Source organism: Mesorhizobium sp. WSM4841 (assembly GCF_055811515.1).
The window spans coordinates 1-23,168 of sequence record NZ_JBVVQC010000015.1; the positions used below are offsets into that span (position 1 = coordinate 1).

General features: G+C 63.4%; 23 protein-coding genes. 10 read left to right on the plus strand and 13 right to left on the minus strand.

Translation table 11 applies throughout. The annotated features are described in order from the left end of the window. Positions 1-140: 140 nt before the first annotated feature. The 3 genes from AC0L14_RS18635 (at position 141) to carB (ending at position 5,765) form a co-directional block, all read left to right on the plus strand. Complete coding sequence (locus AC0L14_RS18635; protein WP_473527760.1) at positions 141-899, plus strand: metallophosphoesterase family protein; 759 nt, start codon at positions 141-143, stop codon at positions 897-899. A gap of 310 nt (positions 900-1,209) precedes the next feature. Beyond that, the gene (locus AC0L14_RS18640) at positions 1,210-2,067 is read left to right on the plus strand and encodes an SH3 domain-containing protein (protein WP_473489010.1); all 858 of its coding nucleotides are present in this window, start codon (positions 1,210-1,212) and stop codon (positions 2,065-2,067) included. Between the two features lie 200 nt (positions 2,068-2,267). After that, entirely contained in the window at positions 2,268-5,765 is a 3,498-nt protein-coding gene (gene carB, locus AC0L14_RS18645; protein ID WP_473750317.1) for a carbamoyl-phosphate synthase large subunit, read from the plus strand. Between the two features lie 131 nt (positions 5,766-5,896). Here carB and AC0L14_RS18650 read toward each other — a convergent pair whose 3' ends face one another. Further along, positions 5,897-6,361, minus strand: a complete 465-nt coding sequence (locus tag AC0L14_RS18650; RefSeq protein ID WP_473750318.1) for a DUF6644 family protein — start codon at positions 6,359-6,361, stop codon at positions 5,897-5,899. Beyond that, a complete protein-coding gene (locus tag AC0L14_RS18655; RefSeq protein WP_473750319.1) occupies positions 6,362-6,751 on the minus strand; it encodes a DUF6152 family protein in 390 nt (129 codons plus the stop codon). It lies immediately after the preceding gene. Positions 6,752-7,019: 268 nt separating this feature from the next. Here AC0L14_RS18655 and AC0L14_RS18660 point away from each other — a divergent pair, with 268 nt between their 5' ends. Beyond that, on the plus strand, positions 7,020-7,340 hold the full coding sequence (locus AC0L14_RS18660; RefSeq protein ID WP_473750320.1) for a DUF1476 domain-containing protein: 321 nt from the start codon (positions 7,020-7,022) through the stop codon (positions 7,338-7,340). A gap of 144 nt (positions 7,341-7,484) precedes the next feature. Here AC0L14_RS18660 and AC0L14_RS18665 read toward each other — a convergent pair whose 3' ends face one another. From AC0L14_RS18665 to AC0L14_RS18685, 5 genes are all read right to left on the minus strand, one after another. Next, complete coding sequence (locus tag AC0L14_RS18665; RefSeq protein ID WP_473750321.1) at positions 7,485-8,036, minus strand: DUF4142 domain-containing protein; 552 nt, start codon at positions 8,034-8,036, stop codon at positions 7,485-7,487. A 137-nt stretch (positions 8,037-8,173) separates the two neighbouring features. Continuing rightward, positions 8,174-8,917 carry a DUF899 family protein gene (locus AC0L14_RS18670; protein WP_473750322.1) on the minus strand — a complete coding sequence of 248 codons (744 nt, stop codon included), beginning with the start codon at positions 8,915-8,917 and terminating at the stop codon, positions 8,174-8,176. A 146-nt stretch (positions 8,918-9,063) separates the two neighbouring features. Then, the gene (locus AC0L14_RS18675) at positions 9,064-9,495 is read right to left on the minus strand and encodes a lysozyme inhibitor LprI family protein (RefSeq protein WP_473750323.1); all 432 of its coding nucleotides are present in this window, start codon (positions 9,493-9,495) and stop codon (positions 9,064-9,066) included. Positions 9,496-9,667: 172 nt separating this feature from the next. Beyond that, positions 9,668-10,156: a GNAT family N-acetyltransferase gene (locus AC0L14_RS18680; RefSeq protein ID WP_473750324.1), complete on the minus strand. Its 489-nt coding sequence runs from the start codon at positions 10,154-10,156 to the stop codon at positions 9,668-9,670. Between the two features lie 4 nt (positions 10,157-10,160). Continuing rightward, positions 10,161-11,024, minus strand: coding sequence for a transglycosylase SLT domain-containing protein (locus tag AC0L14_RS18685; RefSeq protein ID WP_473750326.1), 864 nt, complete (start codon positions 11,022-11,024; stop codon positions 10,161-10,163). 180 nt (positions 11,025-11,204) lie between these two features. On the opposite strand from AC0L14_RS18685, the gene AC0L14_RS18690 reads away from it, so the two are divergent. Next, complete coding sequence (locus AC0L14_RS18690; RefSeq protein ID WP_473750328.1) at positions 11,205-11,774, plus strand: methylated-DNA--[protein]-cysteine S-methyltransferase; 570 nt, start codon at positions 11,205-11,207, stop codon at positions 11,772-11,774. A gap of 13 nt (positions 11,775-11,787) precedes the next feature. Here the strand turns inward: AC0L14_RS18690 and AC0L14_RS18695 are convergent, their stop codons facing one another. After that, positions 11,788-12,114, minus strand: a complete 327-nt coding sequence (locus tag AC0L14_RS18695; RefSeq protein WP_473750330.1) for a hypothetical protein — start codon at positions 12,112-12,114, stop codon at positions 11,788-11,790. A gap of 327 nt (positions 12,115-12,441) precedes the next feature. Between AC0L14_RS18695 and AC0L14_RS18700 the strand changes: the two genes are divergently transcribed. Continuing rightward, positions 12,442-12,654: a cold-shock protein gene (locus tag AC0L14_RS18700; RefSeq protein WP_023678332.1), complete on the plus strand. Its 213-nt coding sequence runs from the start codon at positions 12,442-12,444 to the stop codon at positions 12,652-12,654. 255 nt (positions 12,655-12,909) lie between these two features. Then, the gene (locus tag AC0L14_RS18705) at positions 12,910-13,110 is read left to right on the plus strand and encodes a hypothetical protein (protein WP_473750332.1); all 201 of its coding nucleotides are present in this window, start codon (positions 12,910-12,912) and stop codon (positions 13,108-13,110) included. A 233-nt stretch (positions 13,111-13,343) separates the two neighbouring features. On the opposite strand, the gene AC0L14_RS18710 is transcribed toward AC0L14_RS18705, so the two are convergent. The 3 genes from AC0L14_RS18710 to AC0L14_RS18720 all read right to left on the minus strand — a co-directional run bounded on the left by AC0L14_RS18710 (position 13,344) and on the right by AC0L14_RS18720 (position 15,826). Next, on the minus strand, positions 13,344-13,955 hold the full coding sequence (locus tag AC0L14_RS18710) for a glutathione S-transferase family protein (RefSeq protein WP_473750334.1): 612 nt from the start codon (positions 13,953-13,955) through the stop codon (positions 13,344-13,346). A 126-nt stretch (positions 13,956-14,081) separates the two neighbouring features. Continuing rightward, positions 14,082-14,936 (minus strand): EAL domain-containing protein, encoded by an 855-nt coding sequence (locus AC0L14_RS18715; protein ID WP_473750336.1) that lies wholly within the window; start codon positions 14,934-14,936, stop codon positions 14,082-14,084. Next, positions 14,933-15,826 (minus strand): EAL domain-containing protein, encoded by an 894-nt coding sequence (locus AC0L14_RS18720; RefSeq protein WP_473750337.1) that lies wholly within the window; start codon positions 15,824-15,826, stop codon positions 14,933-14,935. Before AC0L14_RS18720 ends, AC0L14_RS18715 begins: the two co-directional genes overlap by 4 nt. A 207-nt stretch (positions 15,827-16,033) precedes the next feature. Between AC0L14_RS18720 and AC0L14_RS18725 the strand changes: the two genes are divergently transcribed. Continuing rightward, positions 16,034-17,236 carry a pyridoxal phosphate-dependent aminotransferase gene (locus tag AC0L14_RS18725; RefSeq protein WP_473750338.1) on the plus strand — a complete coding sequence of 401 codons (1,203 nt, stop codon included), beginning with the start codon at positions 16,034-16,036 and terminating at the stop codon, positions 17,234-17,236. 69 nt (positions 17,237-17,305) lie between these two features. On the opposite strand, the gene AC0L14_RS18730 is transcribed toward AC0L14_RS18725, so the two are convergent. Both AC0L14_RS18730 and AC0L14_RS18735 read right to left on the minus strand, forming a co-directional pair. After that, on the minus strand, positions 17,306-18,823 hold the full coding sequence (locus tag AC0L14_RS18730; protein WP_473750340.1) for a DHA2 family efflux MFS transporter permease subunit: 1,518 nt from the start codon (positions 18,821-18,823) through the stop codon (positions 17,306-17,308). Between the two features lie 55 nt (positions 18,824-18,878). After that, positions 18,879-19,286, minus strand: a complete 408-nt coding sequence (locus tag AC0L14_RS18735; RefSeq protein WP_292180536.1) for a (R)-mandelonitrile lyase — start codon at positions 19,284-19,286, stop codon at positions 18,879-18,881. 358 nt (positions 19,287-19,644) lie between these two features. Here AC0L14_RS18735 and AC0L14_RS18740 point away from each other — a divergent pair, with 358 nt between their 5' ends. Together AC0L14_RS18740 and AC0L14_RS18745 are read left to right on the plus strand one after the other, a co-directional pair. Next, complete coding sequence (locus tag AC0L14_RS18740; RefSeq protein WP_473750342.1) at positions 19,645-21,696, plus strand: elongation factor G; 2,052 nt, start codon at positions 19,645-19,647, stop codon at positions 21,694-21,696. Positions 21,697-22,661: 965 nt separating this feature from the next. Next, positions 22,662-23,159, plus strand: coding sequence for a methyltransferase family protein (locus AC0L14_RS18745; protein ID WP_473489026.1), 498 nt, complete (start codon positions 22,662-22,664; stop codon positions 23,157-23,159). Positions 23,160-23,168: the final 9 nt, after the last annotated feature.

Genomic DNA, 23,168 nt, shown 5'->3' on the forward strand with positions numbered 1-23,168 from the left:
GGTTAGGGGTGGGGTACATCGTAGAGCGAAAGCCTCGGCTTTCCAGCTGCGGTAGCCCTGGTGTAACAGGGGGAGAGGAACCAAAGTCTGCCAGGCCCGCCCTTCCCGACCAGTCATTCGTCGACCCTACGGAGCTTCCCATGCGCATTGCCGTCCTCGCCGATATTCACGGCAACATCGTCGCCCTGGACGCCGTGCTCGACGATCTCAGCCAGCGCGGCAGTGCTGACCTCATCGTCAATCTCGGCGATTGCGTCTCCGGCCCGCTCTGGCCGCGCGAAACCATGGAGCGGCTTGAAGCGCTCGCCTTGCCGACGGTGCGCGGCAATCACGACCGCCGCGTCGCCCGCGACGCCGCCGATGAAGCCATGTGGCCGTCCGACCGCTACGCGCAGGAGCGGCTGACATCGGCGCAGCGCGAGGCGCTGTTCGCCTTGCCTCTCACGCTGGAGATCGCGCCTGACGTGACCGCCTTCCATGCCCGGCCCGACCACGACGAAAAATATCTGACCGATACGATAGAAGATGGCCGGCTGGTGCGAGCACCACTGGCCGCCATCAAGCGACGGCTGGCCGCGCTCGATCCGGCTTGCCGCATCGTGCTGTGCGGTCACAGTCACCGCAGCGAGCTGATCCGAATCCCAGGCGGCCCGGTCGTCTTCAATCCGGGCAGCATCGGCTGTCCCGCTTATGGCGATTCGACACCGCCGGCGCATGTCTCCGAGCAAGGCTCCCCACATGCGCGCTACGGCATCGTCGACCTGGGTGAGCCGGGCCGCCCCGACCGTTTCGAGGCCATTGCCGTCGACTATGATCACGAGGCGGCGGCGCGGCAAGCCGAACAGGCGGGGCGGCCGGAATGGGCCTACGCGCTGCGCACCGGATTTATGTCCGGCTGAACGCAACGCGTTCATGTCCGGCTGAACGCGGAAACGCGTTCATGCCGCACGCTGAGCTTGCTCATGCCGCACACTGAACACGTTGACGTCGCAGCCGCATTTTCGGGCTTACATAGCGCCACGTCGTCGCTTATAAAATCGACTTGGCCAGCGGTGGCGTTTCGTACCTGGCCGCGCCTTCGGTAATGAATCTATCGCCACGGCCAACATAATGAGGCGCACAGTTACGCTCCGAACGACACTGTACGCGCTCACTGCCCCTCTCCTGCTAACGGCGCTGCTGCCGGCCAGGGCCGAGGAGGCGCCCGTCGTGTCCATCGTGACCGACCTCGCTCCAGGCGATCTCCTGAACGTCCGCGCCACGGCGTCGGCGATAGGCAAGATCAAGGCTCGGCTGCCGAATGGTACGAGCGTGAACAATCTCGGCTGCAACGACGTCAATGGCCACCGCTGGTGCAAGGTTGCAGAAATCGACAACCCGCAACTGACCGGATGGGCTCCTGCGCGCTACCTGAACCCTGAGAATCCGGTGGCCGTTTCGGATGCGGATACTGATCCGACCGGCGAAGGCACCGCCTCTGCAGCCGAGGCCGCGAACCCGGCAACCGCAGACCAGCCGCTGCCCGACCTGACAGCGCGCCTGGGCGCTACCGATCCCGAAACCACAATGACAGCCGCTGAGGCAATCGGCAGGGCCGCCATCGAGGACGCTTACCGCCTGGCGCTCGCTACCAGCGGAAATCCTTCGATCGAGGAGATGCAGACGGCCGCGGCGGCGAAAGCGAGCCAAAATCGCGCCGCCAATGCAGCGGCTCCGGCCAACGCACAAACCGTTGCGCGGCTGCAGCCGCCGGGGCGGCCCGCGCCGGCGCTGGGTGCCCGCAACGAGATTCCTTGCGCGCGCTATGTCGGCCAGCCGATGACCAGCTGCAAGGCGGGCGTTGTCCACACCGGCGACAAGGCCGAGGTGACCGTGACCTGGCCCGATGGCGGCACGCGCGTCATCAGCTTCCAGGCCGGTCGGCCCGCCGGTTCGAATGCATCAGGCGAATTCCGCTACACCCGCGAGGGCAGCCTGAACCTGATCCGTGTCGGCGTTTCCGAACGCTTCGAGATTACCGACGACCTGGCGCTGGGGGATGAGTGGCTAAGGGGAATAAGGCAGTAGGGCAGTAGGGCAATATGTTTAAAAGGCGCTCGAACCACTGCCCTACTGCCCTACTGCCCTACTCGCATTTTAGGGGGTTACATCAGGCAAAACTCTTCCCTATAAGGCCCTCCTAGCCTGATACCAGAATCGCGAGCACAACCGGCCGGGTCTTCCCGTCCGGTTTTTCGTGCAAGCCGCCTGCCGAACGGACCCTCGATATGCCAAGACGCACCGACATCAAGTCGATTCTGATCATCGGGGCCGGCCCCATCGTCATCGGTCAGGCCTGCGAGTTCGACTATTCCGGCACCCAGGCCTGCAAGGCGCTCAAGCAAGAGGGTTTTCGCGTCATCCTGGTCAATTCCAACCCGGCCACCATCATGACCGACCCGGAATTGGCCGACGCCACCTATATCGAGCCGATCACGCCCGAAGTGGTGGCCAAGATCATCGCCAAGGAGCGGCCGGACGCGCTGCTGCCGACCATGGGCGGCCAGACCGCGCTCAACACCGCACTGTCGCTGCGCCGCATGGGCGTTCTCGAGCGCTACAATGTCGAGATGATCGGCGCCGACGCCACGGCAATAGACAAGGCCGAGGACCGCGCTTTGTTTCGCGAGGCGATGAAGAAGATCGGCCTGGAAACGCCGAAGTCGATGCTGGCCAACGCCACCGACGTCAAGAACGCCGACCGCAAGACGCACGAGGCCGAACGCGCCGCGCTGAAGGCCGAGAAGCCCGAAAACCTCGACGCCGCGCTCGACGCGCTCGAAACGCGCTGGAACCTCGGCGAGGGCGACCGCAAGCAGCGCTACATCAGCCACGGCATGGCGATCGCCGCACAGGCGCTCGACCATGTCGGCCTTCCCGCCATCATCCGCCCGTCCTTCACCATGGGCGGCACCGGCGGCGGCATCGCCTACAACCGCGCCGAATTCTACGAGATCGTCCAGTCCGGCCTCGACGCCTCGCCGACCACCGAAGTGCTGATCGAGGAAAGCGTGCTCGGCTGGAAGGAGTACGAGATGGAGGTCGTCCGCGACAAGGCCGACAACTGCATCATCATCTGCTCGATCGAGAACATCGACCCGATGGGCGTGCACACCGGCGATTCGATCACCGTCGCCCCTGCCCTGACCTTGACCGACAAAGAATATCAGATGATGCGCAACGCCTCGATCGCGGTGCTGCGCGAGATCGGCGTCGAGACCGGCGGTTCCAACGTTCAGTTCGCCGTCAACCCGGCCGACGGCCGCCTGGTGGTGATCGAGATGAACCCGCGCGTCTCCCGCTCGTCGGCACTGGCATCCAAGGCGACCGGCTTTCCGATCGCCAAGATCGCGGCCAAGCTCGCCGTCGGCTACACGCTGGACGAGTTGGAGAACGATATCACCGGCGGCGCCACGCCCGCCTCGTTCGAGCCGTCGATCGATTACGTCGTCACAAAAATCCCGCGCTTTGCCTTCGAGAAATTCCCCGGCGCCGAGCCGGTGCTGACCACGGCGATGAAGTCGGTCGGCGAGGTCATGGCCATCGGCCGCACTTTTCAGGAATCGCTGCAGAAGGCGCTGCGTGGGCTTGAAACCGGCCTGACCGGTCTGGACGAGATCGAGATCCCCGGCATCGCGCACGGCGCAGCCAGCCACGCCGACGACCGCAACGCCATCCGCGCCGCGCTGGGCACGCCGACGCCCGACCGGCTGCGCATGGTGGCGCAGGCCATCCGCATGGGCACCTCGCTCGAAGACGTCCACGCCATGTGCAAGATCGACCCGTGGTTCCTCGAGCAGATCGCCGGCATCCTGGCCATGGAAGACCGCATCCGCGAGCACGGCATTCCCGAGGACGCCGCCAATCTGCGCATGCTGAAGGCGATGGGTTTCTCCGATGCCCGCCTCGCGTCGCTGGTCCGGAAAGACGTCGAAGATGTACAAAGGATACGCGAAGAGCTCGACGTTCATCCGGTTTACAAGCGCATCGACACCTGTGCCGCCGAGTTCGCCTCGCCCACCGCCTACATGTATTCGACCTATGAGACGCCTTTCGCCGGCGCGCTCGCCAACGAGGCGCAGGTCTCGTCGCGCAAGAAGGTTGTCATCCTCGGCGGCGGCCCGAACCGCATCGGCCAGGGCATCGAGTTCGACTATTGCTGCTGCCACGCGGCCTTCGCGCTGCGCGATGCCGGGTTCGAGGCGATCATGGTCAACTGCAATCCGGAGACCGTCTCGACTGACTACGACACGTCGGACCGGCTCTATTTCGAGCCGCTGACGCCGGAGGACGTGCTGGAGATCCTGCGCGCCGAACAGGCGTCGGGCGAGTTGGTCGGCGTCATCGTCCAGTTCGGCGGCCAGACGCCGCTGAAGCTGGCGGATGCGCTGGAGAAGGCCGGCATCCCGATCCTCGGCACTTCGCCCGACATGATCGATCTCGCCGAAGACCGCGACCGTTTCCAGAAGCTGCTGCACAAGCTCGGCCTCAGCCAGCCAAAGAACGGCATCGCCTATTCGGTCGAGCAGGCCCGCCTCGTCGCCGGCGAGCTCGGCTTCCCGCTGGTGGTGCGCCCGTCCTATGTGCTCGGCGGCCGCGCCATGCAGATCATCCACGACGAAAGCATGCTGCAGACCTACCTGCTCGACACCGTGCCCGGCCTGGTGCCGGAGGACATCAAGCAGAAATACCCCAACGACAAAACAGGCCAGATCAACACGCTCCTGGGCAAGAACCCGCTGCTGTTCGACACTTATCTCTCGGGCGCCATCGAGGTCGATGTCGACTGCCTGTGCGACGGCAAGTCGACCTTCGTCTCCGGCATCCTGGAACATATCGAGGAGGCCGGCATCCATTCGGGCGACAGTGCCTGCTCGCTGCCGGTGCACGCCCTGCCTTCCGACCTCGTCGACGAGTTGGAGCGCCAGACGGCGGCGCTCGCCCGCGCGCTCAATGTCGGCGGGCTGATGAACGTGCAATATGCGATCAAGGACGGCACCGTCTATGTGCTGGAGGTCAATCCGCGGGCGTCGCGCACCGTGCCCTTCGTCGCCAAGACCATCGGCCGTCCCATTGCGAAAATTGCCGCCCGCATCATGGCCGGCGAGACCCTCGAAGACGCCTTCGCCCACTATGGCGCCATGCCCGACCCCAGAAATCCCGGCCACATCGCGGTCAAGGAAGCAGTGTTCCCCTTCGCCCGCTTCCCCGGCGTCGACATATTGCTCGGCCCGGAAATGCGCTCGACCGGCGAGGTCATGGGCCTCGACCGCGACTTCGCGCTGGCCTTCGCCAAGAGCCAGTTAGGGGCCGGCGTCGACCTGCCGCGCTCCGGCACGCTGTTCGTCTCGGTGCGCGACGACGACAAGAAGGGCATCTTGCCGGCGGTCAAGCGCCTTGCCGGCCAGGGTTTTAAGGTAATGGCCACCTCAGGCACCGCGCGCTTCCTCGCCGAGAACGGCGTCGTCGCCGAGAAAATAAACAAGGTGCTGGAAGGCCGCCCGCACATCGAGGACGCCATCCGCAACCGCCAGGTGCAGATCGTCTTCAACACAACGGACGGCCAGAAGGCGGTGTCGGACTCAAAGTCGCTGCGCCGCGCCACGCTGATGCAGAAAGTGCCGTATTACACGACGCTGTCGGGTGCGGCTGCGGTGGCTGAGGCTATTGCGGCGCTGAGGGCGGGGAGCCTGGAGGTTAGGCCGCTGCAGGAGTATTTTGCCTGAGGCGACTAGCCAATCTCCCTCCTTGTGGCGGAGATGGCCGGCAGGCCAGAGGGGGGTGCTGTCCCGCCAACGCTGCGATTTCTACAGCACCCTGATCCGTCCAGGGCAATCGAACCGAGCCGACGCTCACCTCAGTTGAGAAACCCAATAAATCGTCCGGCGAACAGCACCGACGTCCACAGAGCCATCGACAGCACCGCCAGGATTGTGACGGTCCCGCCGGCCGGCTCGTCACCGCCTTTTGCGCGGCGCATGAAGACGAAGAAGTTGGCGCCGGCGAGAAGGATAAGTGTCATCTTGGTGAGGAAAATCGGCATCGCCGCGTACTCGCTCGCCCTGACTGAAAAGAGCAGCGAGCCCGTGACAAGCGCGCCGGCGAACGCGGCAAATGCAGTGCGGCGCAGCAGCGCAATGAACTCCGCGTAGGGCAGCGAACGGAAGGCGCCGAGGATCCTGAGGTCCATCAGCCAGACGCTGGTCAGCAGCGCGCCGATCGACATGATGTGCAGCGCGTTGACTATGGGATAGGCGACGAAGGAGGCCTTCAGTGCCCGCACCAAGGCGAGTTGCTCGATGCCGGCGAGGTACCAGTCCATTCAGGCCGGCGGCACGCGGTCGGGATAAACATCATAAGTCTTGCCATTGACGATGATGCGAGATGCTTTCATCCACTTCTCGGTCTCGTCGCGCGAGCGGTGGCCGATCGCGGTCACCTCGTCGCCGACTTTGGCGACCTCCTCGGTGAAGCCGGCGGCGATCGTCCGGGACGGCGGCGCCAAATCCACCCGCCAGACCTCGCCCTCTGCGTCGACATCCAGCGTGGCATGCGGATTGCCGATGTAGATGGCCGTGATCCTGCCCCGGAGTTCGAAGAACCCGTCCTGGGTCCACGACCAGCCGTGATGTGCATAGGCTGCGGTGGCGGCAGCAAGCATCACTGCCGCTGTCAGCGCGACGCTCCGAATCCCGTTGAAAGGTGACTGCATCGCTCGTCTCCTCGGCTCATGCCGTCAGTGTTCGAGAGTAGGTCACGGCGCGGCAACGTCAAATCACATCGGTGCGAAGGCCTTCCGCGACGGCCGCCATGTGCCGTTCGCCCAGACGCTGCCCGATCAATCACCGGCCCGATCAATCACTGGAATGAACGGTCCGGTCTTGCTTATGACATCTATGCGCGCCATGTTCGGGCGCCACCCGCCGCTCTTCTTCTCCATCGGATGAAGGTCGGAGACTCACACCTGAACGAGGCAAATTATGAGCAGTATGAGAGACCGTCAGGAAGGCTTCGAAAAGAAGTTTGCGATGGACGAGGACACGAAGTTCAGGGCCATGGCGCGCCGTAACAAGCTGCTCGGCCTATGGGCCGCCGAAAAGCTCGGCAAGTCAGGTGAGGACGCCGACGCCTATGCGAAAGAGGTGGTGCGCGCGGACTTCGAAGAGGCCGGGGACGACGACGTGTTGCGCAAGATACGCGCCGATTTCAACGCGGCGGGCGTCGCCCAGTCGGATGTTCAGATTCGCGGCGTCATGGACGACCTGCTGGCGACGGCGGTCGAGCAGATCAAAAACACCTGAGAGCGCCAACGTAAAGCGCGGCGCGACGCGCTTTACGTTCTTGTTTTTATGCATGTCGTTATCCCAAAACCGCTGCGCACCCTCGGGTCAGGCCCGGGTCAGGGCCTGGGTCAGGCCCGAGGGCATGCTTTTGGGCGACATGCATTAGCTGTGGGCGGCCACCAGATCCTTTAGGCGCTCTTCGTGCATCCGCAGCGTCGGTAGTGTCTTCTTGGCGAATTCCTTCAGCGCCGGGTCTTCGCCCGACTGCGCATAGGTGGAAAGCAGCGCCAACGCCTGCTTGTGCACCTGCGTCTGCAGGACGATGTATTTCGCCTGGAAAGCATCGCCGTCGAGCTTCTTGAGCTCGTCCAGCATCGCCTGATCCTTCGACAACAAAGCGGGGCCGCTCGCTGTCACCGAGGCCGTGGTCTGGCTCTGTTCGAGAGCTGCCTTGAAATCCTCGGCAGCCTTGGTGTGATCCCTAATCATCAGCGAGGCGAAATCCTTCACATCGGCGGCGACATTCTTTTGTTCGGCCAGCTTGCTGCTTTCAATCTCGAACCGGTTGGCGCTGGGGACCATTTTGGTGAAGGTCTCGGTCTCGATCTTGGTTTGGCCGACAGCAGGTATATCGGCCGGCGTGGCGGATTGGGCGAAGGCCGCCGGCGCGCCGGCCAGCAAAGCGACCATGGCAAGCGTGAGATGCGTTTTCACAGGAAATCTCCGGGTTTGTGATCCTCGGAGAGTTCAACGCGACACAAGCGGCGAAGTTGCGCGACGGGGACTGGAATGAGGTGTCAGCAATCCCGCCAACACCCCGCTCGGCGCCGAAAATGTGCTTGGCTGCCAGGTCAGTGGCAGCACGCGCCGGCATACTGCAGCTGTTCGTTCCAGTCCGGCCGGCCCTCCGGCGTGAAATCCATCAGGTTCCACAGGTTCTCGCAGGTGCCGACGGCGCGCGGATCCTGGCCGGGTTCGGACGGCGCGAAGCCAAGCTCCGAACTCCAGAAATGCCGGATGCCATCGGCGTCGCGATGGAACACCGACAGCATCGGAAGTTGCGCGCCGTCGTCGGCCTCGGCGTGGTAGTCGCGCTTGAAGCTGTTGCCGGCCGAGGAGACCAGCCGCATGTTCGTCCAGCCGCGATCGCGGCCAAGCGTGATCAGGTTTTCGAGCGCGGTCTTGCCCACCACCGCGAAATTGAAGCCGGCCGCCTCGAGATGGCCGATGGCACCGTCGAACTGGTCGAGCAGCGCCGTGCAGGACGGGCATGGCTGGTCGGCCCGCGCGAGCTTGGCCGTGCCGCCGCTTGTTGCCACGTCGCGCGTCTCCTGCGGGTGGCGCGGAAACATCATCGAGTAGACGATCAGCGTGTCTTTGCCGGACGAAAACAACTCCGACAGTTTTATGCGGGCCGGCTTGCCGTCGGCGCCAAGCCCGTCGAACACATAATCCTGTGGCACCAGCCCGCCCGGCGGTAGTGCACGGCGGGCGACGGCCACATCCTCCATGGCGCGGCGCAGCTCGATTTCCTTTTGCAGCAGCGTTTCGCGGGCGGCGCGATATTCAGCGGATTCGTTGGGAAAGGTGATCATCGTCATCTCCATCAGCCGTGCTTGTGGCGGCGCGCCCTACGCGCACCTTGCCTCTCAAGGACGCATTGCGAAGCAGAGTTCCGACATTTTGCACGCCTGGCCCAGCGATGAGGCCTTAACGGCTCGGCCTTCGCCAGGGACAGAGGCTACTGCGGCGGCACCGGGCAGCTCGTGTCGCCCTCCTGGCGGTTGAGATAGCCCTGAAAATCCTTCAGCCTGATGTTGGTGAGGCTCTCCTTGCAGCCGGCGATAACCATCGGATACATGCTGCCTGCCATATCGGTCGGGCCGCCCTGGAAAGCGCATTCGGCATCGCGGAAGGCGACCCAGGCGCGCTGCGCACCCACCAGCAGCTTCTTCGTCGCCGTATCTTCCTGCAGCCGGCCCTCGATCTGTCTGTAGGCGTGGTTGAGCTTCTTGTCGGCTTCGGTGAACGACTTGCCGGCGCATTCGTTCATGGTCGCCTGGCCCTGCGCGTTGGCGCAATCGTCGGCGTGCGCAACGCCCGCAAGAAGCGGGATGGCGAGGATCACCAGACCCGTTTTGGCCAAACCCGTTTTGGAAAGCAAAAGCCGCATCGTGTTTCTCCGGTTTCGGTCGAGACCCCGCCCGCGGCACGAAAGCCGCAGGATCGCAGCTTAACGCCCGAGCGGTTGCCGGCAAGATGCAGCCTGCCGCCTTGGTGGACACTTCCTTTCCACACAATGCCCCTCGGCCGCTCGCTCGCTGATTGGCTTCGTCGACCGCCCCTCACCCCGCCCAATCGACTTCGAACATCCCCAGCCGCTCGTAGAGCCTGATGGCGGCGGCGTTCTCCACCGTGCTGGTTTTGAGATCGACATGCGCAGCGCCTCGTGCGCGGAAGGCGGCGAAGACGTGCCACATCAGCGCTTCGGCGATGCCTCGGCCGCGCGCCTCGGGGTGGACGGCAAGGTCTTTGACGAACGCCCCCGTCCAGCACAGTGCCGCGCCTGCCAGCCGACCCTTGTTGTCGATAACCAGGAAACACAAGGCAGGGTCGAATTCCGCGTCGCTTGAAATGCGCGGCCACCATTCCTCGAACGGCCCATCGGCGCCATCGTCGAACACGGTGGTCAGCAGCGCATGCAAAGCGAGCGCGTCGGCGGCCTCGAAGCCGCGCATGACAAAACCTTCCGGCCAGCGCGGCGGGGCAAGCTTGTCGTCGAGGATCTTGCGCAGCCTTATGTCGTTCGGCGCCGGCGGGCGCTGCTCAGGCATGTGTTCAGGCATCGGGCTGCAGGCGACGCCGAGCGCGATCGCGGCCTAGGCCGGTTTCTCCCAGCATGCCCTTGCGCTTGGCGTCGTAATAATAGCCGCTCTGGTAGAGCCGATCGGCGCGCTTGGCGTTGCCGCCGGCCACCAGCCAGGCGCCGCGCAGATATTTCACCGCATATTTCAGATTGGTCTCGGCGTCGAACAGCCCGCTCGCCGGCCCGTCATAGCCCATGCCGCGCGCCGTCGCATGCTTGATCTGCATCAGCCCCCAATGGCCGCGATTGTAAGCCTTGGGATTGAAGGTGCTCTCGCGCCTGACGACACGGCGCACCAGATCGACCGGCACCTCATAGAGGACGGCATATTTCTCGATCAGCCGCTCGATCTCGCCGCGCGGGCCCGCCGAATACTCCTTGGCAGGGCTGGTCGAAAGCAGGGCGGACGGATTCTCAGGCACGACATAGGCGGCCTGCTGAACGCCGGGCATCGTCTTGCCTGTCTCGCCGGTGACCGGCATGGCGACAGCGGCCGTCGCATAGACAGGTGCTGCGCCGGCTGGCGCGGCATCGGCCGTCATGGCTGCAGGTGCAGTTGCGGCCAGCGGAGTCGGGCCGGCAAAGGCGGACGGCTGGGCAGGCATCGCGGTGGGGTCGACAGCCAGCGCCGCCGTCTGGACAGGCGCGATGCCGGACGATTCGGGCAGCACCGAAACCGTGTCGGGCAGCGCCAGCGTAAAGCCGGCATCAGCGCCTGCGGGGGTGGTTTCAGTCAGGGAAGGCACGGCCTTCGTCTGCGAGGTCGAAGTGCAGCCGCTGAGACCGGCCGCAGCGAGCATCACGCCGATCGCGGGAAAGATGATTTTTGCTGGCAAGCCGCGCTCGGGTCCGGTTCGTCTGTTAAGAAAGTCCTTACACCAGCGCCTTTGCCCCGGCAATCCGCAGCCAGTTGGGACCTCGAATGGTTTTCGGGTGGCAACAGATCCCTGAAAATGCGATATCTCGTTCTCGATATGTACTGGATTCCCATCCGTTTCTGCGGAAAGGAGCACATCATGGAAAGCACCTCTCAAGCCGTCGCCGGCCACACGGTCTTCGAAACCGTGATCGGCTTCATGGGCATCGCCTGGAGCGAGGCCGGATTGACCCGGCTCTGCCTGCCCCAGCGCAACCGCGACGCCGTGGAACGCCGGCTTTTGCGACATGCCGGCAGTGCCGCTCCGAGCGCCCAACCGCAATGGATTAGCGAGCTGATTCTGTCGATACAGGCCTATGCAGCCGGCAAGGACGTCGATTTCTCCGGTGTGCCGGTCGATCTCACCGGCGTCGACGATTTCCGCCTCGCCATCTACGACGCGGCGCGAAAGCTCGCCTTCGGCGAGACCACCACCTATGGCGAACTGGCCAAGCGCGCCGGGCATGCAGGGCTCGCGCGTGAGACGGGCGCCGCACTCGGCGCCAACCCGGTGCCGCTGGTCATCCCTTGCCACCGCATTCTTGCCGCCGGCGGCAAGATCGGCGGTTTTTCTGCACCCGGCGGCTCGACCACCAAGGAAAAAATGCTGGCGATGGAAGGCGTGCGCGTCGGGCCGCCGCCGCCTGCACAGGTCTCGTTTGGATACTGAGGCCCCGACGTAGCTAGTTCGGAAAGATGCGCCGGCGGAAATGCCGGTCTGTTTCCACGCGCTTGCATTTGTAGACGATGCAGGACCTGGTATCGGCGCTCGGCACCGAGGCGCGTGCCCTGACCTCCCCCGTGTTGCAGAAACGCTGGCTTCGCACATAGCGGTCGTAGAGCGGCAGCCCCGGCGTGCGCGTCGACTGGTAACGCAGGATGACCGCGCCTTCACGCGCGATCGTCGCCCGCACCGTACCGCAACTCATGCGGCTCGGGTCGTAGCGCGAGATCGCCTGCGCCTCGGCGGCCACCAGCGTCAGGCAGGCGGCAAGCAGAACAGTTTTCATGGTCCTCTCCCCAAACAGGACCGGGCGCTCGAAGGCGGCGCGATCTTCCCCGCAACGCGCGATAAGCGGTGCAACCCTCCGCAACACGCGACTTTGCAAGGCTTTCACGCGATTGGGGCGGCCGTTGGGCAGCGCCGCATCAGCGCCTTTTTCGCGCAGTCTTGTTTTTTGCGGAGAAGCAGACTATATGAGGTCCATTGATATTTCGGCCGATCGATCCGGGCCTCGCGATATTCGCGTTTGCTGACGTCTATCCCCAAAATCTCGATACAAACCGGCTGGACTTCGGTTCGGTCAAGCTAAAGCAAACGTATAAGGACTATCGAAATGGCAACAGGTACGGTCAAGTGGTTTAACTCCACCAAGGGTTTCGGCTTCATCCAGCCTGACAGCGGCGGCGCGGACGTTTTCGTCCACATCTCTGCAGTCGAGCGCGCTGGGCTGTCGACCCTGGTCGAAGGCCAGAAGATCAACTTCGAGATCGAGCAGGACCGCCGCACTGGCAAGTCGTCCGCTGGGTCTCTGAGCAAGGCAGCCTGATTTTGCGAATGGCGCGCGCCGGGCGACAGCTCGGGGCGCGCGGCAAGTCACGGATGTACTGACGGTCGCGCGAGAAGCGCACCGGAGCGGAAAGACACCGACAAGCCGAAGCAGCAGATTGCTGTCGGCCCGGACCAAACGCTCCCGATCAGGCTACCAAGCATGGGAAGGCGGGATTATGTCCCGCCTTTTTGCTGTCCGAATTCCGGATGAAACAGCTACCTTGGCCTGTATCAATCATGGTATTTTTAGCCGATGAGCAAGCTCGAACAGATCGAAAAATCCGTTGCCGAACTGAGCCCTGAGGAGTTGAAGGCGTTTGCCGCCTGGTTCGAGGCGCTGCAAGCGGACATATGGGATCGGCAGATCGAAACCGACGCCAAGGCCGGCAGGCTGGATAAACTTGCCGAGCAGGCCTTGGCTGACCATCGCGCCGGCCGGACCCGCCCCTTCTGAATCACACGGCTACGCCTCATCACCCAATCCGAAATACGCGCCACAGCCGAAGGCCGCAAGCCCGACTGGGCGTCGCGCCGGCTACAGCGCCGCGCGTCCTTTTGGACGCGCAAAGGACGCGTAGCACTTTGATCTTGCGCACAATCCTTACCGAAAATTATTTCCGATTTTCGGGGTGCGCTAGCGCCCCGTCCGGAGCGAGCCGCGAAGCGGCGACGAGCGTGAGGACAGAACTAAGGCAGCCATTCCATCGGCACGTGCCCCGGATCGACCTCGACCCGTTTCAGCCAGGCCGCCACCGCCGGATAGGCATCGAGCTGAAAACCGCCCATCTCGGCCGTATGCGTATAGGCATAGAGCGCGACGTCGGCGACGCTCAATGCCTCACCGGCAAAGAACGCACTGCCCGCCAGATGCTTGTTCATCACGCCGAGCGCCTTGTTGCCGCGCTCCAGCGTCACCGCCAGCCGTTCCGGCGTCGCATCCTTGGCCCGTTCGGGAAAGGTCAGCAGCGCCTTGCGCACCGCGATATAGGGTTCGTGGCTGTACTGCTCGAAGAACAGCCATTGATAGGCCAGTGCCCGCTCGTATTTGTCGGCCGGCAGGTACCGAGTGCCCTCGGCGAGATAGAGCAGGATGGCGTTGGATTCGGCAAGCCGCCTGCCGTCGTCGAGTTCGAGCAGCGGCACCATTGCGTTTGGGTTCTTGGCGACATAGTCCGGCTTGCGCGTGTCGCCGGTATGCGAACTCACCTCGACATTGGTGAAGGCCATGCCCAGCTTGGCCATCAACAGGCGCGGCTTGTAGCAATTGCCGCTGTCGATCATTCCGTAGAGTATGGTCATTGGCGCTCCGCTGGCTCGTGCAACGACAGCCCTTGGGGGCCTGAGTCCGGTCTCAAGGCTCTATCCCGGCAGCAACGACTTCATCCAGTGATTTGTTTTGGCGCAACCATCAGCGCCGCTGATAGATCACCCAAACAGAGGCACGACGTTGTTGTCCCTGCCAAGCAGCCTGTCGATCGATAGCGGTTCCTCGTCGAACAGCGTGCCGGCCAGCGCCGGCCGGGCAAGGTAAAAGCCCTGAAAAAGATCGACGCCGCCGTCCAGCGCGACGCGCAGATGCGTGGATTGCTCGATGCCTTCGACCAGCACCTTGGTGCCGCGGTCGTGCAGCGCAGAGACCAACGGCCGGAAAAACCGCTCGGCGGCGGCATGGCGGCAGAATTCCGCGAACCAGGTGCCGTCGATCTTGACGATGTCGGGCTGGACAAGCGCGACCCGTTCTTCCGTCGAATGCCCGGTGCCGAAATCGTCGATGGCGATGCGGATGCCGTCACGCCGCATCTCGCGCGCCAGGCTGACGAGCACCTTGTCGTCGGCGGCCTGTTCGGTGATTTCGCAGACCAGCATGCCGGGGTAGAGATCGAACTCGGCGAGATGCCTGGTCATCAGCCTGATCTCAGCCAGCGCTCGCCCGGGGTCATCGTTGATCAGCGGATTGTAGTTGAAGAACAGGTCGAGCCCATCGACGCCGATGTTGCGGAAGTTCCGGAGATGCAGCACCCGGCACATCGTCTCGACGAACAGGCGATCCGCCACGGGGACGCCCTCGAAAAATACGCGCGGCGCGACCGACCTGCCGGCGCGGTGCGGCTCGATCAGGCCCTCGACCGCGACGGCCTTCAAAAACCTGCCGCGCGGGGCAAAAATCGGCTGATAGGCGCTTCTCAACCGGAACGCGCCATAGACGCCGTATTCGATACCGACCTCATCGGTAAAGATTGCTTCGCCGACATTGCGCCGCCTGTCCGGCCGCCCGGTCATGGCACCGCCTTGCGCCCGAAAGCCCGTTTCGGCCGCGGCGAAGGCGAGACAGTCGCAGGCGCCTCGCCGGCATCTGGCACTGTCACCGGCATCTGCCTGTCCTTGCCGAAGGCGTGAAAGCTGGTCGGTGCAAGCTCGGGGCGCGCCAGCGCGAATCCCTGCACCATCGAGGCTCCCGATTTCTCGGCCAGTTCAAGCTGCCAGCCCTCCTCTATGCCCTCGAACACGGTGCGGATGCCTTGCTGTTCGAAACTTGCCACCATGGCGGTCAGCAGTGCGAAACCGGCGCCGGACTCCATCAGCTGCATGACCCAGCGGGCATCGAATTTGACGATGTCCGGCCTGAGCTCCTTGATGCGGTTGATATCGGACTCGTCGGCGCCGTAGTCGTCGACAGCTATGCGAAACCCGTTGGCCCTGAGTGCCTCGACGAAATTGTAGAGCGTTTCCTGCGAGGCCGATTTTTGCTCGGTCACCTCGCAGACAACGCGGTTCGCATCGATCTCAGCCTCATGCAGTACCAGCCGCATGTCGCGCAGCGCCTTGTCGGCGATGCTGCGGTCGGTGAACACCGACGGATCGAAGTTGATGAAGATGGATGCCTCTTGCGGCAGGCAAGCGCCGGCGTTCAAAAGATGCAGCGTCCTTGTCAGCGCCTCGATATGCAGGCGGTCGACCGTCGGACAGGTGTTGAAAAAGCTCACCGGCGACTGCGGCTCGCCGTCGCGGAACGGCCGGATCAGCCCCTCGAATCCGGTGACGGACAATTTGCCGTTGCCGAAGGCGAAGATCGGCTGGAAAGCGCTCTGCAGCGTATAGATGCCCCAGACACCGCTGGCGGTGCCGTCGTCATGACGGACGATATGGGCATGCTCGATGCTGCGCGACACGGTTCCTCGCTCTGCGAGACTGGCGGAATGGGTCGTGGATCCAGCCAGTCGGGGTTTTACCGCCTGTAGGTGAATTTATTGTTGCCGGATTTGCCGGGGATTTGAGATCTGGCTCATCCGACAATGCTTGCGCTTGGCGGGATGATGCGACATGAGAGACGCCGCGGTCGGACGGACCGCCTAAGCCTACAAGGAGACAACGCCGTCATGGCCTTTCTTGCCGACGCCCTTTCCCGCGTAAAGCCTTCCGCGACCATCGCAGTGACGCAGAAAGCGCGCGAGCTGAAAAACGCCGGCCGTGACGTGATCGGGCTGGGTGCCGGCGAACCGGACTTCGACACGCCGGACAACATCAAGAACGCTGCGATCGAGGCCATCCGCCGCGGCGAAACGAAATATCCTCCTGTTTCCGGCATCGCGCCGCTGCGCGAGGCTATCGCCAAAAAATTCAAGCGAGAGAACAATCTCGACTACCGGCCGGAGCAGACCATCGTCGGCACCGGCGGCAAGCAGATCCTGTTCAATGCCTTTATGGCGACGCTGAATCCCGGCGACGAGGTCATCATTCCGAGGCCGTACTGGGTCAGCTATCCCGAGATGGTGGCGATCTGCGGCGGTACCTCGGCCTTCGCCGACACCTCCATCGACAACGGCTTCAAGCTGACGGCGGCGGCGTTGGAAAAGGCGATCACGCCGCGCACCAAATGGCTGTTGATGAACTCACCGTCGAACCCGTCGGGCGCCGCATACACGGAGGCGGAGTTGCGCGCTCTGGCCAACGTGCTGCTCGAACATCCCCATGTCTGGGTGCTGACCGACGACATGTACGAGCACCTGATCTACGGCGATTTCGTCTTCAGGACCATCGCCGAGGTCGAGCCGAAGCTTTATGAGCGCACGCTGACGATGAACGGCGTGTCGAAGGCCTATGCCATGACCGGCTGGCGCATCGGCTATGCGGCCGGGCCCGTGGCGCTGATAAAGGCGATGGATATGATCCAGGGCCAGCAGACCTCCGGCGCCTGCACCATTGCCCAGTGGGCATCGGTGGAGGCGCTGAACGGTCCGCAGGATTTCATTGCAAAAAACAAGGCGATCTTCCAGGCTCGGCGCGATCTCGTCGTGTCGATGCTCAATCAGGCGCGCGGCATCACATGCCCGTCGCCGGAAGGCGCCTTCTATGTCTATCCGTCCTGCGCCCAGTTGATCGGCAAGAAGACCAAAGCCGGCAAGGTGATCGACAACGACGAAGCCTTCTGCTCGGAGCTGCTCGAGGCCGAAGGCGTGGCGGTCGTGTTCGGCTCGGCCTTCGGCCTCGGCCCGAACTTCCGCATCTCCTACGCCACATCGGAGGCGTTGCTCGAAGAGGCCTGCACGCGCATCCAGCGCTTCACCGCCTCGCTGACCTGATCAGCCGTATCGTTCCCGAACACCAAAACCCGGCCGCGAGCCGGGTTTTGGTGGCGATAGGCACCAGCCTCATCCCTGCTGATTGGTTTCGCGTGCCGAACGTGCCTCGGCCGGCGCCAGAACGGCGACCAGAAGCCCGGCCGTGACAAACGAAACGATGGCCGCCGTCAGCATCGCCGCATGGAAACCGCCGGCATAGGCGGCTGCGAACAGATCGCGCAGGCCGTCCTTGCCCATCGCCGCATCGGCTACGAAATCGTGCCTTGAAACGGCGGCGCGGGCCACCGCTCCGGCATTGGCGACACCGGCATTTTCAAGATGCGCCGTCAGCAGGGCTGTTGCCCGCATGCTCATCAAGGCGCCGAGCAGGGCGATGCCGATAGCGGTGCCGCCCTGGCGGGTTGCGTTGATCACCGCCGACACCATGCCCGAACGCTCGCGCGGCGCAAACGACATCGCGGCAGCGCTGCCGGTCGGGATGGACAGCGCATTGCCGAGGCCGCCGACGGCAAACAGCAGGCCGATCGTCACATAGGGTGTCGAGGGTCCAGCCCAGCACATGCCCAGCATGGAAAGACCGCTCGCAAGATAGCCAGATGTCATCAGCGCCGAGTGTCCGTAGCGCTGACTAAGCCTGCCGATCGCCGGCGACACGACCATTTGGACAAGGAACAGCGGCGCCATGCGCAGGCCGGTCTGTGTCGGCGACCAGCCCTGTACCTGCTGCAGGAACATCGAATAGAGGAAGACGCCGGTGTAGGAGGTGAGGCCGAGCGCGAACGAGGCGACATTGGCGACGGCAAAGCGAATGTCGCGGAACAGGCCAAGCGGCAGCATCGGCCGCGGCGTGCGTGCCTCGAAGACAAGGAATGCCACTAGGCCAGCGAAGCCGACGACAAGGGCGATAACAGCCTCTCGATCGCCCCAACCTTTTTCGCCTGCCGAGATCAGGCCGAAGGTCAAGGCGCCCAGCCACAGAATGCTAAGCGCCAGGCCGACAAGGTCGAGATGGGCATGCTCGGGGTGTGAAGTCTCTACGATCGAAGCCGCACCGAGCACGATCGTGGCCAGGCCGAGCGGCAGGTTGATCAGGAAAATGCTCTGCCATCCGGCGGTTTCGACCAGGATGCCGCCGAGGACCGGGCCGGCGAGCAGCGAGACAGCTGCGAACGACGCCCAGCCTCCGATAACGCCGGCACGCTCGCGACCGTCGGGAAACGCCTGCGTCAGAATCGACAGCGCACCCGGAATGATCAGCGATCCGGCTATCCCTTGCACCACCCGGCCCACCAGCAGCACCGGCAGGTTGGGCGCGATTGCACATATGGCGGAACCGGCCACGAAAATGCCGATGCCTGCCAGCCAGGAGCGCTTGCGCCCGTAGCGGTCAGCGATGAGTCCTGCCGACAGCATGAAGGCCGACAGGCAAAGCGTGTAGGCGTCGATCACCCATTGCAGCCCTGCGAAATCGATGCCGAGCGCAAGCTGGATCGTCGGCAGGGCGACGTTGACGATGCTGATGTCGAGCAGTGCGACGAATGTGCCGAGATAGACGGCGGCAACAAGAGGCAAGCGACGCTTCGACATGTCGACTCCAAACCTGAGTATGGAAAATCCTCTAATGATCGGACGCCACGCGCTTTTAGGTCCGATCGACGCCGCCATACTGCTCGTCTGTCACCGTCTCCAGCCAGTCGGCATGGACGCCGTCGAGCGCCTCCTGCATGGCGATATGCGCCATCGCCGATTTCGGGCCGGCGCCATGCCAGTGCTTTTCATCAGGCGCGAACGAAATGACGTCGCCGGCCCTGATCGCCTGTACCGGCTCGCCCCAGCTTTGCGCGAGGCCGGCGCCTGATATGACATAGAGCGTCTGGCCCAGCGGATGCGTATGCCAGTGGGTACGCGCGCCGGGCTCGAAACTGACGATGATGGCGCGCAGGCGCGCTGGCGCTTCCTTCTCGATGATCGGCGTCTGCCACACACGTCCGGTGAAGTACTTTTCCGGCGCAATGACGGTCGGCACGCTGCCGCAGGCAATGATCTTCATCGTCGCGAGGCCTCAAGCTGATGGCGGATCGGTCGGCGACGGCCGTTCCTTTTTGTCGCAAGAAGGGCAGTTTCGTCCGATAACCATTATGGCGCAACCGCTTTTGCGGCTGTTCGGCGACGGGCTCTGTCGCGGGATTTGATGGGAGGCTAGGCTCGCATCCGACGGCTTCGCCGATCACGGCTCAACATCCGCGACATCAGGCGATCCTCAAATCCCCGATTCTCAAATCACTTGCCCTCCCGGCTAACCCGTGGGACGATGCCTTTGGGTAGGTGGCAAACTGAAAAAAGCCCCGCCCGCGACGGTCGACAGGCCGGCCGCCGCTCCCAGGGAAACGCCTGAGTGGAGGTCAGTCATGGGAACTCGCGCCGGAGGACGACGCACGGGACCGAAATGCATTGCCATAGTCGGTCCCTTTGCAAGCGGTAAGACGACACTTCTCGAAGCCATTTTGGCCCGCACGGGCGCCATTCCCCGCCAGAATCCCGTTTCCTCGGGAAATACCGTTTCCGATCATTCGCCCGAGGCACGCGCCCACGCCATGAGCGTCGAGGCGACCTTTGCGACCACCGAATTCATGGACGAGCAACTCACCTTCGTCGATTGTCCCGGTTCCATCGAATTCTCTTTCGAGGCAGAGCCGGTGCTTGCCGCCTGCGACATCGCCGTGGTCGTCGCTGAAGCCGACGCGAAGAAAATCCCTGCCCTGCAGCTGATCATGCGCAAGCTCGACGATCTCGGCGTGCCGCGTATCATGTTCCTCAACAAGGTCGATAAGGCGATATCAGGCGTGCGCGACACGCTGAAGATGCTGCAGCCGGCAAGCTCGGCGCCGTTGCTGCTGCGCCAGATTCCGCTGCGCAAGAACGGTGTCGTCATCGGCTCGATCGATCTCGCTCTGGAGCGCGCCTACATCTATCGCGAATATGCCGAAAGCGAGGTCGCCCAGATTCCCAGCGACGACAAGGCGCGCGAGTTGGAGGCGCGCTTTTCCATGCTGGAGACGCTTGCCGACCATGACGACCAGTTGATGGAGCAGCTCCTCGAAGAGATCGAGCCGCCGAAGGACGCGATCTTCGACGACCTCGCCGCCGACCTGCGTGACGGCGCGGTGACGCCGGTGCTGATCGGCACCGCCGAGAAGGGCAATGGTGTGCTGCGGCTTCTAAAGACGATCCGCCACGACGCGCCTGATGTTGAAGCAACGCGCAAGCGCCTCGGTGCACCTGACGGCAATACGACCGTAGTCCAGGTGATGAAGACCATCCATACTGCGCATGGCGGCAAGCTGTCGGTCTCGCGCATCCTGTCCGGCCAGCTTGCCGACGCCTCCGAGCTGTTCCTTTCGAATGGCGCCACGGCAAAGGTCTCCGGCATCTACAGGATGCTCGGCAAGGACCAGACCAAGCTCACCTCGGCCAAGGTCGGCGACACAGTCGCGCTCGGCAAGCTGGACGACGTCACGACCGGTCAGACGCTGAGCTCGGCCAAGGGCGGCATCAAGCCGCTGGTGACGCTGGCGCCGCCGCAACCGGTCTTCGCCTTCGCGCTGCGGCCGAAGGAACGCAAGGACGAGGTGAAGATGTCCGCGGCCATCCAGCGCCTTGCCGAAGAAGATCCCTCGCTCAGCCTGCGCCACAATCAGGATTCGGCCGAAACCGTGCTGTCGGGCCATGGCGAGATGCATCTGCGCGTCGTGCGCGAGCGGCTGGAAGGCAAGAACCAGATCCCGGTCGAAGGCCATCCGCCGGCCGTGCCTTATCGCGAGACGATCCGCAAAACCGCGCAGCAGCGTGGCCGCCACAAGAAGCAGTCGGGCGGCCATGGCCAGTTCGGCGACGTGATCATCGAGATCAAGCCGCTGCCGCGCGGCTCCGGCTTCCAGTTCACCGACACCATCACCGGCGGCGCCGTGCCGAAAACCTATATCCAGTCGGTCGAGACCGGCGTGCGTGATTATCTGAAATCCGGCCCGCTCGGCTTTCCGGTGGTCGATGTCGCGGTCAACCTGTCCGACGGCTCCTATCATGCCGTCGATTCGTCGGACATGGCCTTCCAGATGGCGGCGAAGCTGGCGATGAAGGAAGGCATGGCCGCCTGCTCGCCAGTGCTGCTCGAACCTATCATGAAGGTCGAGATCGTCACGCCGTCCGACGCCACGTCGAGGATCATCGCCCTGATCCCGCAGCGGCGCGGCCAGATCCTCGGCTACGATGCGCGGCCCGGCTGGCCGGGATGGGATGTCGTCGAGGCGACCATGCCGCAGGCCGAGATCGGCGACCTGATCATCGAGTTGCGTTCGGCCACCGCGGGCGTTGCCAGCTATCGTGCCACCTTCGACCATATGGCCGAACTCACCGGTCGCCTGGCCGATGAGGCGTTGAACGCCAATGGCAAGGCCGCCTGATACTGGATTTTGACGCCAGTATCGCAGGCTGCAGAACACAGGGAAACGGCGTCCGGAGTGATCCGGACGCCGTTTCCTTGCGGACCGTCTTCGTGGGAGGCGAAAACGGCAGGTCCGCCGCACATGCCGCCAGCCGCCTGACGGCCTCAGCGGAAGAATGGTTCGGACGCGGTAGCCGCCTGAGCCCGGATCGTCCGAGTGATGCCCCCATCTCCCGCACGAACCACACCGCGTCCTATGATCTGCTTAGTCGATGATAGGCGCCTAGGATATGTTACCTGAGGTTACATGTCACTGTTACGTGACAATTTCGGTCGGCTTTCCCTGGGCGCCAGCAGGTTTCAGGCAACAAAAAAGCCGGATCAATGAAGATCCGGCTGAGTTTGATTGGAAGTGCCTGTTAAGGCTAACCTCCAGAGGGGAACACTCGAGGGCGCTAATGGGAGGAGAACGCGCCCAGGAGATGATCTATATATGTGCTCATCATGCCCAAGAAACAAGCATCTATTTTGCAACACACGCATGCAAAATGACACAGGCTGTGGTCTAACCCATTCCTTGGCCCCGTAGGACCAGCAGAATCGTCGAAATGCGGTGCACAGCCAGGCAAAAACCATCGCGAAATAGCAAATCAGAGCCAATTCTCGGCCCGGAATGCAGAAACAACGAATGACGTCGAATCAGGCAGCACGCGTTTATTTTTGCAGCAGCCGCGCATCGGCCCGAAAATTGGCATCGATGTTCGGAAAGCACGGTGCGCAGATCCAAAGTGCTAAAGCGTATTTGTGCGTCCAAGCGGGCGCACGCCGCTCTAATGCATGTCGCCCAAAAGCATGCCCTCGGGCCCGACCCGAGGGTGCGCAGCGGTTTTGGGACAACGACGTGCATAAAAACAAGAACTGAAAGCGCGTCGCATGAATCCCTTTGAATCCTTCAGACGCGACGCGCTTTAGAAGGAAGCCTCAATGAGGACACATCAGGCGATCGTCGGCAGCGCGCTATTCTTCATCGCAGCGCCCGGCGTGGTCGCGGGATTGCTGCCCTGGCTGTTGACCGATCGCTATCGTCTGCCATGGTCGACCCGGCCCGGCTTGGTCCCCGTCGGCTGGGTCCTGATTGTCGTCGCAGCGGCCTTGCTGCTTCATGCTTTCGCCCGTTTTTCCCTCGAAGGCCGGGGCACGCCCGCCCCGGTCGCGCCAACCGAGCGACTGGTTGTCGGCGGCATCTACCGCCATGTCCGCAACCCGATGTATGTGGCGGTGCTGGCGATCATCCTTGGCCAGGCGCTGCTGTTTTCGAGCTGGGCTCTCGTCGCCTATGCCGCTATCGCCGCCATCGCCATGGTCTCCTTCGTGAAGTTCTACGAGGAACCGACGCTTGCTCGCCGCTATGGCGCCGACTACGAGGCCTACCGCCGCGCCGTCCCCGGCTGGCTGCCCCGCCTGACGCCATGGCGCGGGTGAGCCGGAAAG

Coding starts and splice junctions, on each gene's coding strand:
- AC0L14_RS18660 (WP_473750320.1), top strand. CDS start 7,020: ATGAGCAGTATGAGAGACCGTCAGGAAGGCTTCGAAAAGAAGTTTGCG.
- AC0L14_RS18695 (WP_473750330.1), bottom strand. CDS start 12,114: ATGAAAACTGTTCTGCTTGCCGCCTGCCTGACGCTGGTGGCCGCCGAG.
- AC0L14_RS18680 (WP_473750324.1), bottom strand. CDS start 10,156: ATGCCTGAGCAGCGCCCGCCGGCGCCGAACGACATAAGGCTGCGCAAG.
- AC0L14_RS18635 (WP_473527760.1), top strand. CDS start 141: ATGCGCATTGCCGTCCTCGCCGATATTCACGGCAACATCGTCGCCCTG.
- AC0L14_RS18700 (WP_023678332.1), top strand. CDS start 12,442: ATGGCAACAGGTACGGTCAAGTGGTTTAACTCCACCAAGGGTTTCGGC.
- AC0L14_RS18745 (WP_473489026.1), top strand. CDS start 22,662: ATGAGGACACATCAGGCGATCGTCGGCAGCGCGCTATTCTTCATCGCA.
- AC0L14_RS18650 (WP_473750318.1), bottom strand. CDS start 6,361: ATGGACTGGTACCTCGCCGGCATCGAGCAACTCGCCTTGGTGCGGGCA.
- AC0L14_RS18740 (WP_473750342.1), top strand. CDS start 19,645: ATGGGAACTCGCGCCGGAGGACGACGCACGGGACCGAAATGCATTGCC.
- AC0L14_RS18710 (WP_473750334.1), bottom strand. CDS start 13,955: ATGACCATACTCTACGGAATGATCGACAGCGGCAATTGCTACAAGCCG.
- AC0L14_RS18735 (WP_292180536.1), bottom strand. CDS start 19,286: ATGAAGATCATTGCCTGCGGCAGCGTGCCGACCGTCATTGCGCCGGAA.
- carB (WP_473750317.1), top strand. CDS start 2,268: ATGCCAAGACGCACCGACATCAAGTCGATTCTGATCATCGGGGCCGGC.
- AC0L14_RS18690 (WP_473750328.1), top strand. CDS start 11,205: ATGGAAAGCACCTCTCAAGCCGTCGCCGGCCACACGGTCTTCGAAACC.
- AC0L14_RS18705 (WP_473750332.1), top strand. CDS start 12,910: ATGAGCAAGCTCGAACAGATCGAAAAATCCGTTGCCGAACTGAGCCCT.
- AC0L14_RS18725 (WP_473750338.1), top strand. CDS start 16,034: ATGGCCTTTCTTGCCGACGCCCTTTCCCGCGTAAAGCCTTCCGCGACC.
- AC0L14_RS18675 (WP_473750323.1), bottom strand. CDS start 9,495: ATGCGGCTTTTGCTTTCCAAAACGGGTTTGGCCAAAACGGGTCTGGTG.
- AC0L14_RS18670 (WP_473750322.1), bottom strand. CDS start 8,917: ATGATCACCTTTCCCAACGAATCCGCTGAATATCGCGCCGCCCGCGAA.
- AC0L14_RS18715 (WP_473750336.1), bottom strand. CDS start 14,936: ATGACCGGGCGGCCGGACAGGCGGCGCAATGTCGGCGAAGCAATCTTT.
- AC0L14_RS18730 (WP_473750340.1), bottom strand. CDS start 18,823: ATGTCGAAGCGTCGCTTGCCTCTTGTTGCCGCCGTCTATCTCGGCACA.
- AC0L14_RS18655 (WP_473750319.1), bottom strand. CDS start 6,751: ATGCAGTCACCTTTCAACGGGATTCGGAGCGTCGCGCTGACAGCGGCA.